This is a genomic window from Glutamicibacter sp. BSL13 (assembly GCF_052928425.1).
In genome coordinates, this window is record NZ_JAVGCZ010000011.1 from 44,124 (window position 1) to 59,301 (window position 15,178).

The 15,178-nt window shown below is 61.8% G+C and carries 9 protein-coding genes, 1 tRNA gene, 1 rRNA gene and 2 pseudogenes; 8 read left to right on the plus strand and 5 right to left on the minus strand.

Annotated features, from left to right (window positions below):
• Window positions 1-57 precede the first annotated feature (57 nt).
• Window positions 58-3,090 (plus strand): type I restriction endonuclease subunit R, encoded by a 3,033-nt coding sequence (locus tag RCJ92_RS03530; RefSeq protein WP_138174874.1) that lies wholly within the window; start codon window positions 58-60, stop codon window positions 3,088-3,090.
• A 102-nt stretch (window positions 3,091-3,192) separates the two neighbouring features.
• On the opposite strand, the gene RCJ92_RS03535 is transcribed toward RCJ92_RS03530, so the two are convergent.
• Window positions 3,193-4,350 carry a M23 family metallopeptidase gene (locus RCJ92_RS03535; RefSeq protein ID WP_171021136.1) on the minus strand — a complete coding sequence of 386 codons (1,158 nt, stop codon included), beginning with the start codon at window positions 4,348-4,350 and terminating at the stop codon, window positions 3,193-3,195.
• 559 nt (window positions 4,351-4,909) lie between these two features.
• Between RCJ92_RS03535 and RCJ92_RS03540 the strand changes: the two are divergent.
• From RCJ92_RS03540 to RCJ92_RS03560, 5 genes and pseudogenes are all read left to right on the plus strand, one after another.
• A pseudogene (locus tag RCJ92_RS03540) lies at window positions 4,910-6,085 on the plus strand (IS3 family transposase).
• Between the two features lie 35 nt (window positions 6,086-6,120).
• Window positions 6,121-6,573, plus strand: a pseudogene (locus RCJ92_RS03545) (IS21 family transposase); the annotation flags it as partial.
• A complete protein-coding gene (gene istB / locus RCJ92_RS03550; protein WP_171021137.1) occupies window positions 6,570-7,301 on the plus strand; it encodes an IS21-like element helper ATPase IstB in 732 nt (243 codons plus the stop codon). The pseudogene RCJ92_RS03545 and the gene istB, both read left to right, overlap by 4 nt.
• A 402-nt stretch (window positions 7,302-7,703) precedes the next feature.
• Window positions 7,704-8,486 (plus strand): hypothetical protein, encoded by a 783-nt coding sequence (locus RCJ92_RS03555; protein WP_138174880.1) that lies wholly within the window; start codon window positions 7,704-7,706, stop codon window positions 8,484-8,486.
• Between the two features lie 208 nt (window positions 8,487-8,694).
• Complete coding sequence (locus tag RCJ92_RS03560) at window positions 8,695-10,497, plus strand: hypothetical protein (RefSeq protein WP_138174882.1); 1,803 nt, start codon at window positions 8,695-8,697, stop codon at window positions 10,495-10,497.
• Between the two features lie 329 nt (window positions 10,498-10,826).
• On the opposite strand, the gene RCJ92_RS03565 is transcribed toward RCJ92_RS03560, so the two are convergent.
• Together RCJ92_RS03565 and RCJ92_RS03570 are read right to left on the minus strand one after the other, a co-directional pair.
• A tRNA-Thr gene (locus RCJ92_RS03565) sits at window positions 10,827-10,900 on the minus strand.
• A gap of 178 nt (window positions 10,901-11,078) precedes the next feature.
• Window positions 11,079-11,936: a DsbA family protein gene (locus RCJ92_RS03570; protein ID WP_446753780.1), complete on the minus strand. Its 858-nt coding sequence runs from the start codon at window positions 11,934-11,936 to the stop codon at window positions 11,079-11,081.
• 315 nt (window positions 11,937-12,251) lie between these two features.
• Here RCJ92_RS03570 and RCJ92_RS03575 point away from each other — a divergent pair, with 315 nt between their 5' ends.
• Entirely contained in the window at window positions 12,252-13,700 is a 1,449-nt protein-coding gene (locus RCJ92_RS03575) for an alpha,alpha-trehalose-phosphate synthase (UDP-forming) (protein WP_446753781.1), read from the plus strand.
• Window positions 13,701-13,743: 43 nt separating this feature from the next.
• The gene (gene otsB, locus RCJ92_RS03580) at window positions 13,744-14,538 is read left to right on the plus strand and encodes a trehalose-phosphatase (protein ID WP_446753782.1); all 795 of its coding nucleotides are present in this window, start codon (window positions 13,744-13,746) and stop codon (window positions 14,536-14,538) included.
• Between the two features lie 142 nt (window positions 14,539-14,680).
• Here otsB and rrf read toward each other — a convergent pair.
• Together rrf and RCJ92_RS03590 are read right to left on the minus strand one after the other, a co-directional pair.
• Window positions 14,681-14,797: ribosomal RNA gene (rrf, locus tag RCJ92_RS03585) — 5S ribosomal RNA — on the minus strand.
• Window positions 14,798-14,958: 161 nt separating this feature from the next.
• On the minus strand, window positions 14,959-15,178 hold a 220-nt coding region (locus RCJ92_RS03590; RefSeq protein ID WP_446753783.1), incomplete at its 5' end, for a SelB domain-containing protein.

The window sequence follows — 15,178 nt, forward strand, 5'->3', positions numbered from 1 at the left end:
TGGTGGTTGCTGGTTTTTGCGTATGCTGACGGGTAGCTGATTGGTCAAGGGGTTTTGATGGCGGGTTTCAACGAGGCGAACACGGTGCAGGCACCGGTGCTGGATCTGCTGGTGAAGGCCGGCTGGAAGCACGTGCCGGGCAACCAGCTGGCCCGGGCCACGGAGGACGTGCTGCTCACCGGTGAGCTCACCGCCGCGCTGGCCAGGTTGAACCCGGTCATCGCCGAGAAACCCGCGCGCGGCCAGGAGATCATTGACGACCTGCAGCGGGTCATCCTCAACGTGCACGAGGACGGGCTGGTACCCACCAGCCAGGCGCTGCTGCCCTGGCTGCAGGGACGCAAAACCCACCAGTTCCTGGGCACCGAGGACTTCCGAACCATCACCCTGATGGACTTCAAGAACCCGGACCGCAACAGCTTCATCGTCTCCGACGAGGTGACCTTCGGGGCTCCGGGGGACACCAGCCGGTTCGACCTGGTGCTGTGGATCAACGGGATCCCTGTGGTGGTCATCGAGACCAAGACCCGGTTCAACCACAAAGTCACCTGGGTGAACGCCGCCCGGGACATCCACGACATCTACGAAACCAAGCGCCCTGGATTCTTCGTCCCGAACGCGTTCTCGGTGGCCACCGACGGGCGCGAACTGCGGTACGGGTCGATCCGCCAGCCCATCGACTCCTGGAACATGTGGGGTTCCACCACCGATGACCCGCTCATGTCCGGCTGGGAGCGGGTCGCCCGCAGCGTGGAGCTGCTGCTGAACCCGGCCATGGTCCTGTCCATCATCCGGGACTTCACCATCTATGAGGTGCACCGGGTGTCCGGCAGGCCGCCGGTGCTGGTGAAGATCGTGCCGCGCTACCCGCAGGTGGAGGCGGTGAACGCGATCCTGGATCGTGCCCTGCACGGCACCAAACGGCAGGGGCTGATTCACCACACCCAGGGGTCGGGCAAGACGCTGGCCATGCTGTTCGCCGCCATGCGCCTCACCCAGGAGCCGGCGTTGCGCAACCCGACCATCCTGGCGATCGCAGACCGGGTGCAGCTGATCACCCAGATGGCCAACCAGTTTACCCGGGCTGGCCTGAAATCCACGGTCTCCCCCGAGGATTCGGATTCGCTGCGCCGCCTGCTGGCCGCCGACCGGCGCGGTGTCATCTTCTCCACCGTGCACAAGTTCAACCAGGCGGGGCTGCTGTCGGAGCGGGAGAACATCATCGTGCTGGTGGACGAGGCGCACCGCACCCAGGAGGGGCAGCTGGGCAAGCACCTGCGCGCTGCCCTGCCCAACGCCCGGTTCTTCGGGTTCACCGGCACCCCCATCGCCGATGAGGACCGCAACACCTTCGAACTGTTCGGCGACCCGGACGACCCGGGGCACGCCTTGAACACCTACGATTCGGACCGTTCCATTGCGGATGGAACCACGGTGCCCATCCACGTCGCCCCGCGCCTGGTGGACTTCCATGTGCGCAAGGAGGAGTTGGACCAGGCGTTTGACGACCTGGCCGACGATGAGGGGCTGACCGAGGAGCAGAAGAACACGCTGGCCGCCCAGGCGACCAGGACCCGCACCTTCTTCGCCAACCCCGAACGGGTGCGCAAAGTGGTTGCCGACATGGTGGAGCACTTCTATTCGACTGTTGACCCGCTGGGGATGAAAGCCCAGGTGGTCGTCTACGACCGCGGATTATGCGTGGATTACCATGAGGAGCTCACCCGGCAGCTGAAGGAGCGGGCCGGCGAGGGCGAACCGGATGAGGCCGGCGTGGTGATGAGCGTGAACTCCAAGGATGACCCGCGCATGCACCCCTACCGGCTCGCCGAGTCGGAGGAGGAGCAGCTGCTGGACCGGTTCCGCGCGCACGGCGACAGGCTGAAGTTCCTGATCGTCACCTCCAAGCTGGGCACCGGGTTCGATGCGCCCATTGAGGGCGTCATGTACTTGGACAAGCCGATGAAGCTGCACACCCTGTTCCAGACGATCACCCGCACCAACCGGACTTGGCGTCACCCGGTCACCAAGCAGGAGAAGCTCAACGGGCTGATCGTGGACTACGTGGGCCTGGGTGAGGGGTTCGCGCGCGCGATGCACCCGGCGAACCCGCAGGCCGCCCGCAAGCAGATCGACGCGGAATCCTTGGTGGACCTGTTTGAAGCCGAACTGAAGGTCACCTTGGTGCGCTTCGTGGGGATCGACCGCACCGATTTCTCGTTCGACACGCTCACCGAGGTGTCCCGCCGGCTGCCGGACGCGGACCAGGAGAACGATTTCAAACTCCAGTTTGAAATGCTCCAAGGCCTGTGGGAGTCGGCCTGGCCGAACCTGCGCCTGGAGCAGCACAAGGCCGACTACCGGTGGCTGGCCAGGGTGTACGAGTACCTGACCCCCGCCGACACGGGCACCCCGCTGCTGTGGGAGCAACTGGGAGCCAAGACCATGCAGCTGGTGCACGGCGCGATCTCGGATGTGAGCGTGAAGAAGTACGGGGCGGACTTGGTAATCGCTGACCACGTAACTATCCGCCTTCTCGTGGAAACCGGGGCAATTAAGGAGCCGACACCAGGCGAGCCCGTCACCGTCTCGGCTGAGGAAGTCCTTGACACCATCGCCAGCCGGCTGAAGAAACGGCTCCAGGGAGCCAACGGGAGCCACCCCGCCTACCAGTCGATCGCCGAACGCCTGGATCGCCTGCGCGAGCAGCAGGTCACCAAGGCGAAGGAAGGGATTGATCTGCTGAAGGCCGTCCTCGAGATCGCTACCGACCTGACCGCTGCGGAGAAGGCCGAGGACGCGGCCGGCCGGCCCGGCCTGGACCTGCTACCCGACCCGAACATCGGGGCGCTCACCCAGATTTTCCGGGAGTACAAGCCGGAAGGGACCCCGGTGGTGCTGGACAAGGTGGTCGTGGACATCGACCAGGTGGTCAAGGAAGCCAGCCGCGACTGGGAGAACTGGGCGAGAACCCGAAACGGCGACCGGCAGGTCAGGGGTGCGATCCGCAAGGTGCTGAAGCACTACAGCCTGCCTATCCAGGGCGACCTGTTCGACAAGGCGTACAAATACGTGTCCGAAAACTACTAGGCAGCGACGCCGGCCACGGAACCTGGCTCGAAGAATGGAAGACCGTCAGCGCCGGATCGGACTGACGGTCTTCCAGCGTTCCTGGCTCGGGCTAGACCGTTTCTAGCATCGCGGAACCACGGGGTTGTTCGAGTTGGTTTCCAGGAGGGCTTCTGACACCCATCCCGCCCCGGGGATCTTATACCATATCGTCGACCGTGAGTACGGACCGGTCACCGCGGATCCCCACTGGTAGCACTGGATGGCAATCATCCTGCCGGCGTAGATCCGGCCAAGGTAGGCTGAACTGGCGGTGGGGCTCTTGCGGATGTTCACGTACTGGTACGCGGGCTTGTTGACGACCTTGGCGGCAAAATACTCGGCGGAGTATACGGTCCGCGAGTTGTATCCGGCCTTGGACCCGACCATCCGCAAGCGAACCTTCCGCCCGTAATCCGAGCCGGTCAGGCTGTACGAGCTGCCTCTGGCCCCAGGAATATTGGCACCGTTGCGCTGCCACTGCCGGGAGACAGCCACCGGGTAGGGCTGCCAGGAGCCCACCGACGAGTTGATCCGGCCCGGGGCGCTGTTGGTCGCCCAAGTTCCCGGCTTGGGTGCGGCCGTGAGGTTCTTCAACGGTGGTGGAGCTGCAGTAGTGGATCGCAAGGCACCGACCATATACCCCGGCCGCGGGACGTTCAGCACAAGCGCGCCCGTCTTGGCATCGACCCACTTGCCGACGTACGTCTCGGATCCCGTGACGATCCGGTAGTTGCCGAACTTGAAGTTGTTCACATTCGTATACGCGTTGTCCTTCAGAATGGTCAGGTGCACGTGTGGCGCGTAGGACTTTCCGCCGCAGGGCGTCGCGTTGCCGGCGTCACCCAGCCAGGTGCCGGCGGGGACGGTTTTGCCGATCAGCCCCGACTGCTGGCTGGTCAGGTGGTAGTAGGTGGACTTCCACCCGTTGCCGTGATCCACTCCGAGGTACCATCCCCCGCTGCAGCTAATCTTGTAGACTTTGCCTGCGGCAATGGAAACAACCTTCCGGTTGGCGGCCCCGTTCTGCGGGCCGAAGTCGATGGAGCCCCACTGGGCCGCGCTCCCCTTCTCTCCCTCGAAGTCGTGCGGGGCGTTGGCCTTCCAGGACTGCCCGTTCTGGAATGGAAGCCGCCAGTTTGGTGGTGGGCCGGCGGCTTGGACTGGGGTCATTCCCAGGGTGAGTAGTGCAGCGGAGGCGGCGATGGTTCCGATTTTGGTGAGAAGCGAGTGCTTGGACATGGTCATTCCCTTCAAGCGTGTGGGCGAAGATCGCCAGCGAACGAGCAAGAAATGGCCTAGCGGCTGCCCGTGCCGGGTAGGCTCTTGAAGGCATGCGCATCGGATAATCCTATTTTGTGAGGACCGCCACTTTTTGTCCATCGTTTTGTACTACGGTTTGGTTACAGTTGGCTAAGAATGCTTCGTAGCAGCACGCTCCGGTGGCTTCGATGACGTCGTTTTAGGCAGCCTCGCTGACATCCTCGGTCATCATCCTGTGCCAGCCGTTGGCCAGGGCCTTGTTCCGCGCCCAGGTGGCTTTCGCCCGCTCATGCGGCGTGCCGTGAGGCGGCTGAGTTCAGCGCAGTTGATGGTAGATCCCGTCGATCACCTGGGCGACACTCACCACGGTGCCGTATCCGCAAAACAGCCGGTCCAGGGTGACGGTCATCTGCCATATTCTAGAGAGCATGACCGCATCATTCGCATCCGGCCGCTACGCCATGGGTCTGCTGAGGGTTTGGTTGACACTTCGACCGCATCACCTCGATAAGGTGGTGCTCAAACGAAGGAAGATCCAATGCCCAAGAATGTCTACACTGATGAGTTCAAGCGCGACGCGGTGGCGCTGGTGGAATCAGGGATTCCCCAGAAGCAGGTCTGTCATGATTTGGGGATCTCCAGGACAGCGCTGCAGTCCTGGGTGCGCGATTCACGGTTCCATTCCCATGGAATGACACCGTCGACCGACCCGGAAGAACGCAAGGAGATGTCCCAGGCGCTCAAGCGCATCCGGGAGCTCGAGATGGAGAACGAGGTGCTGCGCAAGGCCGCGGCCTACCTGTCCCAGCCTCATATCCGCTCCCCAAAATAATGGGCCCGCTCGTCCGTGAATTGGCCGCCAGAACAGGCAGGAAACGTGTGCCTGTGGTGGTGACGTGCTTAGGTCCTGGGATTCAGTACCCAGGCGTATTACAAGTGGCTGAAGTGTCCCGTCTCGGCGCGGGATGTTGAAGAGCAGGAGCTGACCGCGAAGCTGCGTGAGCTGCACCAAGACGACCCCGAAGGCGGGTACCGGGTGCTGGCCGATGACCTGGAGGACCTGGGCTACCAGGTCTCCGAGCGCAGGGTGTGGCGGCTGTGCAACAAAGCGGGCATCCGTTCGGTGATCAGCAAGCGCCGGCGCAAGTGCACCCCGGCTGGTCCGCCGGTGCATGATGACATAGTGCAGCGGAATTTCACCGCCGAGCAGCCCAACCAGCTGTGGCTGACCGACATCACCGAGCATCACACCGGTGAGGGCAAGCTATACCTGTGTGCGATCAAGGACGTGTTCAGCAACCGTATCGTGGGCTACTCGATGGACTCGCGAATGAAGGCCCAGCTGGCGGTCAACGCCCTGGAGATGGCGGTGGCACACCGTGGACACCCACGTGGGGTTCGGGTGCATTCAGACCGCGGCAGTCAATTCCGTTCCAGGAAATTCACCCAGGCCCTCGAACGTCATGGGCTGGTCGGATCCATGGGCCGGGTCGGTGCGGCCGGTGACAATGCGGCCATGGAATCGTTTTTCAGCCTGTTGCAGAAGAACGTGCTGGATCGGCGCTGGTGGACCACCCGCCAACAGCTGCGCCTGGCGATTGTGGGGTGGGTGGAAGGAAAGTATCACCGCAAACGCAAGCAACGCAGGCTGGGGAAACTGCCCCCTGTCCAGTTCGAGGCTAGAATAATCGAGTCCGTCGCTCTGGCGGCATAAATCACGGTGTCAACCAAACCCTCAGCAGACCCTTGCGGCATGAGACGGTGGAGCTGCTTGATGAGCACGCAGCGGTGATCCGCTCCTTCCCCAGGGTCTTTGGGCAGCACCCGGAAACGATCACCGAGCCTTCAACCGTGCTGGGCGTGTTGGCCCGCAAGCCAGGGGGTTGGGCGAATTCACCAATCCGTGCCCAGTTCGCTGATCCGGTGCGGGACTGGATTGATACGGCTGAATCCGTTGATCGGCGGCGGTTCTTCACCGCGTTGCATGACGCTTCGTCAGCAACCGGGTTCCTGACCGCGTTGGACACCGCTGAGCAGCTAGTCACCGACGGCGGGGACCCGTCCGGGCCGACGCTGGGGATGTTGGCCCGCCGGATTGCCCAGGGCACGGAGTTCGAGGCGGGAATCGTTGACCTGGGGGTCTATGACCAGCTGGTTGAGCAGCCTGCTGGTGCCGCCGCGCAGGGGGTGCCGGCAGCATGAGCGTGATCGAGATTGATGAGCTGGTCGAGGCCGGACGCGCTGCGTCGTTGACCAGCAGCGTGATGGATGAATTCGCCCGTAAGGGCACCCCGAAGCAGCGTGAGTTCCTGTATGAGCTACTCATGGCCGAACAGGCCTCACGTGCTGAATCACGTCGGGCCAGGTTGCTGCGCGCCGCGAAGCTGCCAGCAATGAAGACGCTGGATGGGTATGACTTCAGCGCGATTACCTTCCCGTCGGATTACGGGCGGGAACAGCTGGTGGATTTGGATTTCCTGGACCACGCCCAGGACCTGATCCTGTTCGGAGATGTGGGTACCGGTAAAACCCATTTAGCGACCGCATTGGCGGTGGCTGCGTGCCAGCGGGGCATCGCGACGAAGTTCTTCACCACCGCAGGGTTAGTGATGCAATTGCGCCGCGCCAAGGACGAGGGCCGGCTGGATAAGGAGCTGGCCTCCATTGCCAAGAACCAGCTGCTGGTCGTTGACGAGTTCGGGTACCTGCCCATTGACGATGAAGGTGCCCGGTTGCTGTTCCAGGTCATTGCCGACGGCTATGAGAAGCGTAGCCTGCTGCTGACCACGAATCTGGAGTTCAAACGGTGGGGCATGGTCTTTGGCGATGAGAACATGGCCGCGGCGGTGATCGACCGGTTGGTGCATCACGGCAGGCTGCTGCAGTTCCGTGGCCAGTCCTACCGGGTGAAGAACGCGTTGATGAGATAACGCACCTGTACAGCAGCATGTTCCGGCCTTTCTGGGCCACAGCTGAAACGGTGGCTAGCCCACCGCAGTGCCCCTCCCTGGCCAGCTCGGCCACAAGGGTGCTGGCTCACCTCGGACGAGAGCGTGAGCCAGCATCGGGGCGATGCCGCTGAAATGGCCTAAAACGGTGCTGAAGTGGCCTACTTTTGAGAGCTTTAATGGCCTACTTAAACTTGACGAAACACAGCCAAGATCGCCCTGCAGGACTCCACCGACCTGCGCCTGGCCGCCCTGGCCGGCGAAGGATACGTCCCGGCCAGGAGGGAAGTCCGGGACGGTGGGCGCAAGCTGACCGCCCGCGAGTTCTGGGAGAAGTCCGCCTACCTGGCCGACTACCAGGAGGCCGGCAAGGAAATCCACAAGATGCCCGATGACTGGACCAAGGCCAAGCTGGCCGGGGACTCCTCCGGCGGGTACCGGCGCACCGTGCTGCGCACCTACAAGGGCTCGGGCATTGAGCTGCGCATGCCTTCGGCCACCGCCATCAAGGAGTTCGCCAAGGCGATCAACGACGAGGTGCTGGACATCCCGATCGAAATGAAAACCGCCTCCGGCGCGACCCTGCACTCGTGGGTGCGCGCGGTAAAGACCGCCAGCGGCGAATGGCAGACCACCACCCTGGGCAAGCACGGGGCCAGCTCCGGCGGCCACCAGGCGGCCGAAGCGGTCGCAGCCGTCCTGGAAGCCCGTCGCCCCACCGTCGCCCTGGAGGAGGTCGGCAACCTGCTGGACCGCCGACGGGAGAAGAGCGCGCGCACCGGCACCCGTTCCGGAGGCAAGTCGCTGTTCGGCGGCGCGTACAAGGACATCGCCTACGACTCGGTCACCAAGATCCTGTCGGTGAACTACGTGGGCAAGGTGATCGGCCGGCTGGTCGAACCGCAGGTGGCCAAGGAGTTCCTGAGCTCCACCAACCCGCACGCCACCTGGAACAAGTTCATCCGCCCCGCGGTCAACGTGTGGGTCGAGGAGTGCCCGGAATGCCGCCGCCGCTACTCGATCGACGCCAATCACACCTGCCCGGTGGAAATGAGCACCGCCTCAGGCAACCTGACCGACGCCCGCCGCCGCGCCCAGCGCACCTTCCGCGAGTCCGCCGTCGTCAAAAGCCTGCTGGGCGGGAAAAAGAAGCCGACCAAAAAGTGACATCCGTCAGCCGAACCCGTGCATAGAAACCTTCGAGGGCACTGAAACAGCCCCGCGACGAGAGGAACACTATGAGGATCATCGGCCTGACCGGTGTCAAACGCAGCGGCAGATTGCTGTTCAACCGCATTCTTATTGTCGAAATGTGTCCCTTGGCCGTTTAATCCCGTTCTACCATGCGCCGTTTTATCCGGGCATAATGGAAATTATGAGCGCGGAGCTACTAGCTGTGAACCAAATCAGCGATATCCTTGCACGATGTCCGCATCTAAACCCCGTTATCACTACCAATGACAAGACATTGTTGACCGATGGGTACATTGACCTACATGACGATGAAAATTACAAGAAAGCCACCTTCCGAGGACGAGTAGACGTCCAGGTCAAAGGCCGCCGCGTTTCAACTAAGACGAAGATCAAACGGTCGTTCTCAATATCCACGGAAGACTTGAGGGGCTACATAAAAACCTCAGGGGTCTTGTACTTCGTTGTTTTTCTGATTGGTGACACGAACCAGCGCAAACCTTTCTATATCATTCTGAATCCTTACAAGATTCAGGATCTGCTCGACAAGGCAGGGTCCGACAAGAAAACAGTTTCCATTCTGCTTAAGAAGTTTCCGTCAGAAGCTAATGCGGTGGAAAGGATTGTAAATTTCGCTCTGCAGACTAAGAAGGAATCCCCAGAGTTACGACTTGACGCCGCGCTACTGAAACAGCCAGGCGAGCTCACGATTTATACCGACGGCGCATTAGACCTTAGCGCCCCCGTCACATTGAAGTATTCCGAGATCGATTACACGCTGGAATACAGTTCGGACGCAATTGCCGCGGCCCCGTTGAAAGCTGAATTCGTGATCGTTCCCGAGTCGTACATTGGAGAACGAACCGACCTGACTGTTAGCTGCGGCCCGTTCACTTTCCACGGTCCGGTGCGTCGTCGAATCGACAAGGAAACCGTGGAATTGCAGCTAAGCCCTGGACTCAGCATTCGAAGAACTGAAACCCCAGATCAGCCCGTTGGATCAATCACTATATCCATGCAAAACAGCCTGCGAGGCCGGTTCAACGACTTAGGGTTCCTGCTTGCGTGTCAGGAGCGTGGCAATTTTAGAATCAACGACGCAGAAGTAGGGGTGGAACTGCACCCCACCGGCCAGGATCAAGAACTCCAAGAGCATTTTGCGTATCTACAGACCCTACACGAGCTGTTTGGCTACCTCGGAACTGACCCTGCACTTGTAGACCTCGATTCGCTGATCGACAGGCGAGGAAAGCAGCTTGTACAGTTGCATCACGCCCTTGTAAAGAAAATCGAAGTTCCACAGGATTTCGACCGATCGGGCCGAGTTTACCAGCCTGTCGGGTCATATGGCGTTGAATTAATCGCTCTTCACGGTGAGACACCCGGGTTGTGGTCATATCGAGACCTTTTTGCCCCGGACCTGAACCGGCAATTCATCATGCAATACGATGATGCGAACACCGGCACCGAAAAGCTGTGTCGCGTAACCCCTTACGAAATTGTTGAAGCCGACCGACTCCCATCGGTGCTGAATTTACACCTGGACCGCATCGTGGAGGCCTATGCGTCAATCTCCGAGTACCCCGAAACGATGGAACTGGCAAACCAGACGGTTCTCAATCTGATCCGAGCCGCGGACAAGGATGAAGCCCGCAAACAAGGATTTCTCTCCGCTTCCAAGAATCTTAATCAGTGGCTGATTTCTAGCCAGGGCGAATTACCCCATCACGCAATCAATCGATGGCAAATCAAATTCCGGAACTCGGTTCTGACGCCAGAAGACTTAGACGGTATACGACTTTTGAAGCGCCGAGCGATTCGTGGAGAATTCGACAACGCAGCTCTCTTCGAGGTCGCTTGTGCAATACTTCTTGCCGATCACGAGGAAGCTCAGCATTGCTTCAATCTACTTTCCAATGAAGACCAAGAACGAATCCAAAACTGGCCTATATGGGCGTTAGCGGACACCCTGGCAGATCTCTCATGAGAGCATCAACGACGCATATCGTTACTAACACTATTGTCGCAAGGAAATCATGTAGCTAATCTTTATCGGTGGAGCGCATACATGTGTCGACCACGCCGGAAGAACCGGCTTTGGACGAAACGAGAGTATAAAACTTCCGATGCGGGGTACGTCACGAATATCGTGCCCGCCGAGGAGGCCGCTGGGCACTGCCATACCAACCAGCGGCGCCTCCACAAACCGTCGAGTAGGTGACTCCCATTGACGAAGAATAACTCAACTCACTGGAACAGTGCACAGAAAAACCCCGGGAACATGCGGCATATGGCACGTTCACCGGGGTTGGTGAGAGCCCCCTACCGGATTCGAACCGGTGACCTTCAGTTTACAAGACAGACGCTCTGGCCAGCTGAGCTAAGGAGGCGTACCGAATAAGAATATCGGAACTGCCACCGGCGGGCGAATTCGCCCCTCACAGCGCCAGCCGAAAGCTGCCCTCTTAACGGCCGAAGGGAGCCCGCGTCATAGCGGACTCCCCACGGCTTCTTAGGTGCGAGATCAATACGGGATCCTACCCGATCCTCCCGCGAACCCCCAAGAGGTTAGGCGTTGGCCTTCATGGCCGCTTCGACCTGGGCCACGAAGTCATCCTGGCCCAGCACGAATTCCTTGTCCTGGACAAAGATCGTCGGGGTACCGGCGATGCCGTCAGCCTGGGCGGCTGCGGTGGTGTACTGCACGAACGGGCGGAAGGTGCCGTCATCGATGCACTTGGAGACGTCCACGCCCTTGGACTTGGCCAACTCTGCCAGCTGGGCATTCTTCATCTCGCCCTGCTCGTAGTGGGCAAAGACGCCCTCGACAAAACCGAGGTAGGCCGAAGGGTCGGCATCGGCAACGCAGGCCATGGCGTTGGCCGCACGTGAGGAGTAGTTCGTGGCCGAACCACGATCCAGGTAACCGACCATGCGGTATTCCACGGTGACCTTGCCATCAGCCAGCCACTGGTGCAGCTGCTGGCCGTAGGTCTTTTCAAAGTCTGCGCAATGAATACAGTTCGCATCGGCGTAAATGGTGATGTTCACCGGTTCGCCCTTGGCTCCCACCTTCAGGTCGCGCGGCTTGGGTTCCGCACCCTGCTGTGCTTCGCCAGCGTTGTTGACATCCACGTTGACTTCGGAAGTTGAGGCGAACTCGGTGTCCGAAACCAGGGTGATGCCGCCGGCGGCGTTGCCGCCCTTCGGAGCCGTCCCCGAATCGGCGACCTTGCCGCTTTGGTTCTGCAGGATCAGTACGACCACCAGCGCGATCACCACGACCACTGCGGCGACGACGCCCAGCTTGACGAACAGCGACTTGCGCTTCTCCGCCGCTTCCTGGGCAGCTCGGATCTGCGCGGCCTTTTCGCGCGCGCCGGCCTGCCGTTCAGACTTGGACGGCCGGGGGTTTGTTGAAGACATATTCTCTGAGTCCTTGCTCTGCGACAGACTGAATCCGAGACAATCCTAGCCAATCCATTGGCGCGAAGTCGCGCCAATGGCGCCCTTGAGAGCGCTTCACAGCACTCACTTATGCTTCCCAAATATGCCGCTCAGCCGGCAGCGCGGATCCGTCGCCAACTGGAGACACAAATATCCATCCAAGTTTCCTCCGTCACGTTGATTCACTAGGCTCATGAAGTAATGGGGTCCCCGACGTTAGTAGAATTCGTCGTGGAACCATCGTGCGCAGATGAATCACCGAATGCGCGAATCACGACATTCAGGAGGTCAATCGTGAGCCAGGACACTGAGATCCAGATCCCGGATACGGACTATGATTTCGTGGTGGTCGCCAACCGTCTGCCGGTTGACCGCATCACCAATGAGGACGGTTCGCCAGGATGGCGCCGCTCCCCCGGTGGGCTGGTGACGGCGTTGGCTCCCATCATGGCGGCCTCCACCGGCGCCTGGGTCGGGTGGCATGGCGCCACCGACGAGGTGCTGGAGGATTTCGACAAGGACGAAATCCACATGGTGCCGGTTCCGCTCTCCGAAGAGGACCTGCAGCTGTACTACGAAGGCTTCTCCAACTCGACCCTGTGGCCGCTGTACCACGATGTGATTGTGCCCCCGGAATACCACCGCACCTGGTGGGAGAACTACCGCAAGGTCAATCGCCGCTTTGCCGACGCGGTGCTGCGGGTGGCAGCTCGCGGCGCGACCGTGTGGGTGCACGACTACCAGCTGCAGCTGGTGCCCAAGATGCTGCGTGAGGCCCGCCCGGATCTGCGCATCGGGTTCTTCAACCACATCCCGTTCCCGCCGGCCAGCTTGTTCTCCCAGCTGCCCTGGCGCCGCCAGATCCTGGAGGGCCTGGCCGGAGCCGACCTGGTGGGCTTCCAGCGCGAAACCGACGCGGCAAACTTCGTGCGCGGGCTGCGTCGCTACACCAACTACTCGGTCAAGGGCCATGAGGCGACCCCGGATGCCTCGCACAGCGTTCAGAACGTGTGCCGCGCCGCCGCCCACCCGATCTCCATCGACACCGCCGATGTGGCCGAGCTATCCAAGGATCCGCAGATCCAGGAACGCGCCCGCCAGATCCGTGAGGGCCTGGGCAACCCGAAGACCGTGATGCTGGGTGTGGACCGCCTGGACTACACCAAGGGGATCCGCCACCGCTTGAAGGCCTACGGGGAGATCCTGGCCGACAAGCAGCTCAAGGCCGGTGAGGTCTGCCTCATTCAGGTCGCCAGCCCCAGCCGCGAGAACGTGGACCGCTACATCCAGCTGCGCAACCAGGTCGAGCTGATGGTCGGCCAGATTACCGGCCAGCACGACACGCTCAGCCACACCACGGTGCGCTACCTGCACCATTCCTACCCGATGCGCGAGATGATTGCCCTGTACCTGGCGGCCGACGTGCTGCTGGTGACCTCGCTGCGCGACGGCATGAACCTGGTCGCCAAGGAGTACGTGGCCGCCCACCAGGACGGCAAGGGCGTGCTGGTGCTCTCCGAGTTCACCGGCGCGGCCGACCAGCTGACCCAGGCGGTGCTGGTCAACCCGCACGACATTGACGGGATGAAACAGCGTATTGTGGATGCCGCGAACATGTCGCCGCAGGAGCAGTCACGGCGTATGCGCCGGATGTTCCGCCACCTGGAGGAGCACGACGTAATGCGGTGGTCGAACAAGTTCCTGGAGGAACTCGCGGCCATCAAGTCGCGCGTCAAGGCCTAACCGGTCTGGCGGCCCGCGATAGAACAGACACATGGACAGAAGCATGGATGGATCATTGGTCTCAGCCCTTAGCCCCGAGCTGCGTCGGGCCCTCACCGGCCTGTCGGGCACTTCACCCCTGGTGATTGCCCTGGATTTTGACGGCACCATGTCCCCGCTGGTGGACCGCCCGGAGGATGCGCGACCGCTGCCGGCCTCCGCCGCTGCGGCCCAGCTGCTGGCCGGGCTGCCCGGGGTGATCACCGCCCTGATTTCCGGCCGTGACCTGCGCTCCCTGGAGGCCGTCTACCCGGCGCCGCGGCCCCAGGTGCTCATCGGCTCGCACGGTGCCGAGCGGGTTCTGCCTGAATTCCTGAACACCGACGCCCAGCACATTGACCTGGATGCCCAGCAGGAGCAGCTGCTGCAGGACACCACCCAGATCCTGGGCGAGATCTCCGATGCCTTCGACGGCACGTCGCTGGAGTACAAGCCGGCCTCCACGGTGCTGCACATCCGCCAGGCCGACCCGGTCACCGGGCAGGCCGCTCTGGATGAGGCGTACCGCCAGCTGCAGGCCGTTTCCGGGCTGCGGTTGTTGGCCGGCAAGGCGGTGCTGGAGGCCAGCGTGCTGAAGACGACCAAGGGCCAGGCCCTGCAGTGGCTGCGCACCGTCACCGGCGCCCAGTCGCTGATCTTCGTGGGCGACGACGTCACCGACGAAGACGGCTTCAACGCCCTGGGTGAGGGGGACCTGGGAATCAAGGTCGGGGCCGGTCAAACGGCGGCGCATTTCCGGATCGACGCTCCGGCGGATCTTCCCGAACTGCTGGAATACCTGGTCGACCTGCGCAGCTAGCCGGCGCGAAGATCCAGCTCCCACGGGTGGTGGTGCACTGGGTGCACCCCCACCCTGGGCTTTTAAAGGCGCTCTTGCGCTGCGGGGAGGTTAAACAGGCGAGACCCCACCAGCTGGTGGGGCCTCTAGCCGTTCAAATATTGTCCGGCGGTGTCCTACTCTCCCACACCCTCCCGAGTGCAGTACCATCGGCGCAGTGGGTCTTAGCTTCCGGGTTCGGTATGGGACCGGGCGTTTCCCCCACGCTATGACCGCCGTAACTCTAGCCCTCGCGGTTTCCCGCGGGAAGTTTCGGTGTTCATCGCGATCGCGACAACCAGATAAACATATCAAAGAGGGTTTGACCCTGTCCATTTCACGGCCCGCCCGGGGCACGTGAACTGCGCTACACCCGCAGCGGGTCTCGCATCCGGTCCCCGGCTAGGCGAGGGTACGGTGCCCGGAATCCAGCCGGCGCGTCCACCCACGTCCATCCAGGTATTCCAGCAGCGGGACGGCCACCCGCCGGGTGGTGTCCAAAGCCTGCCTGGCCTGGCTGGTAGTGAAGGGCTGGGGCAGGGTCGCGAGCGTGCGCATGGCCTGGGCCGGGGCCAGCGGCAGCAGTACGATGCCCTCGCCAAGCCGCAGCAGCCGGCCGGTG

Bases quoted from the DNA above. Each gene is read 5' to 3' on its own strand.
- RCJ92_RS03570 (WP_446753780.1), bottom strand. From the start codon at position 11,936: ATGTCTTCAACAAACCCCCGGCCGTCCAAGTCTGAACGGCAGGCCGGC.
- RCJ92_RS03530 (WP_138174874.1), top strand. From the start codon at position 58: ATGGCGGGTTTCAACGAGGCGAACACGGTGCAGGCACCGGTGCTGGAT.
- RCJ92_RS03535 (WP_171021136.1), bottom strand. From the start codon at position 4,350: ATGTCCAAGCACTCGCTTCTCACCAAAATCGGAACCATCGCCGCCTCC.
- RCJ92_RS03560 (WP_138174882.1), top strand. From the start codon at position 8,695: ATGAGCGCGGAGCTACTAGCTGTGAACCAAATCAGCGATATCCTTGCA.
- RCJ92_RS03555 (WP_138174880.1), top strand. From the start codon at position 7,704: ATGCCCGATGACTGGACCAAGGCCAAGCTGGCCGGGGACTCCTCCGGC.
- otsB (WP_446753782.1), top strand. From the start codon at position 13,744: ATGGATGGATCATTGGTCTCAGCCCTTAGCCCCGAGCTGCGTCGGGCC.
- istB (WP_171021137.1), top strand. From the start codon at position 6,570: ATGAGCGTGATCGAGATTGATGAGCTGGTCGAGGCCGGACGCGCTGCG.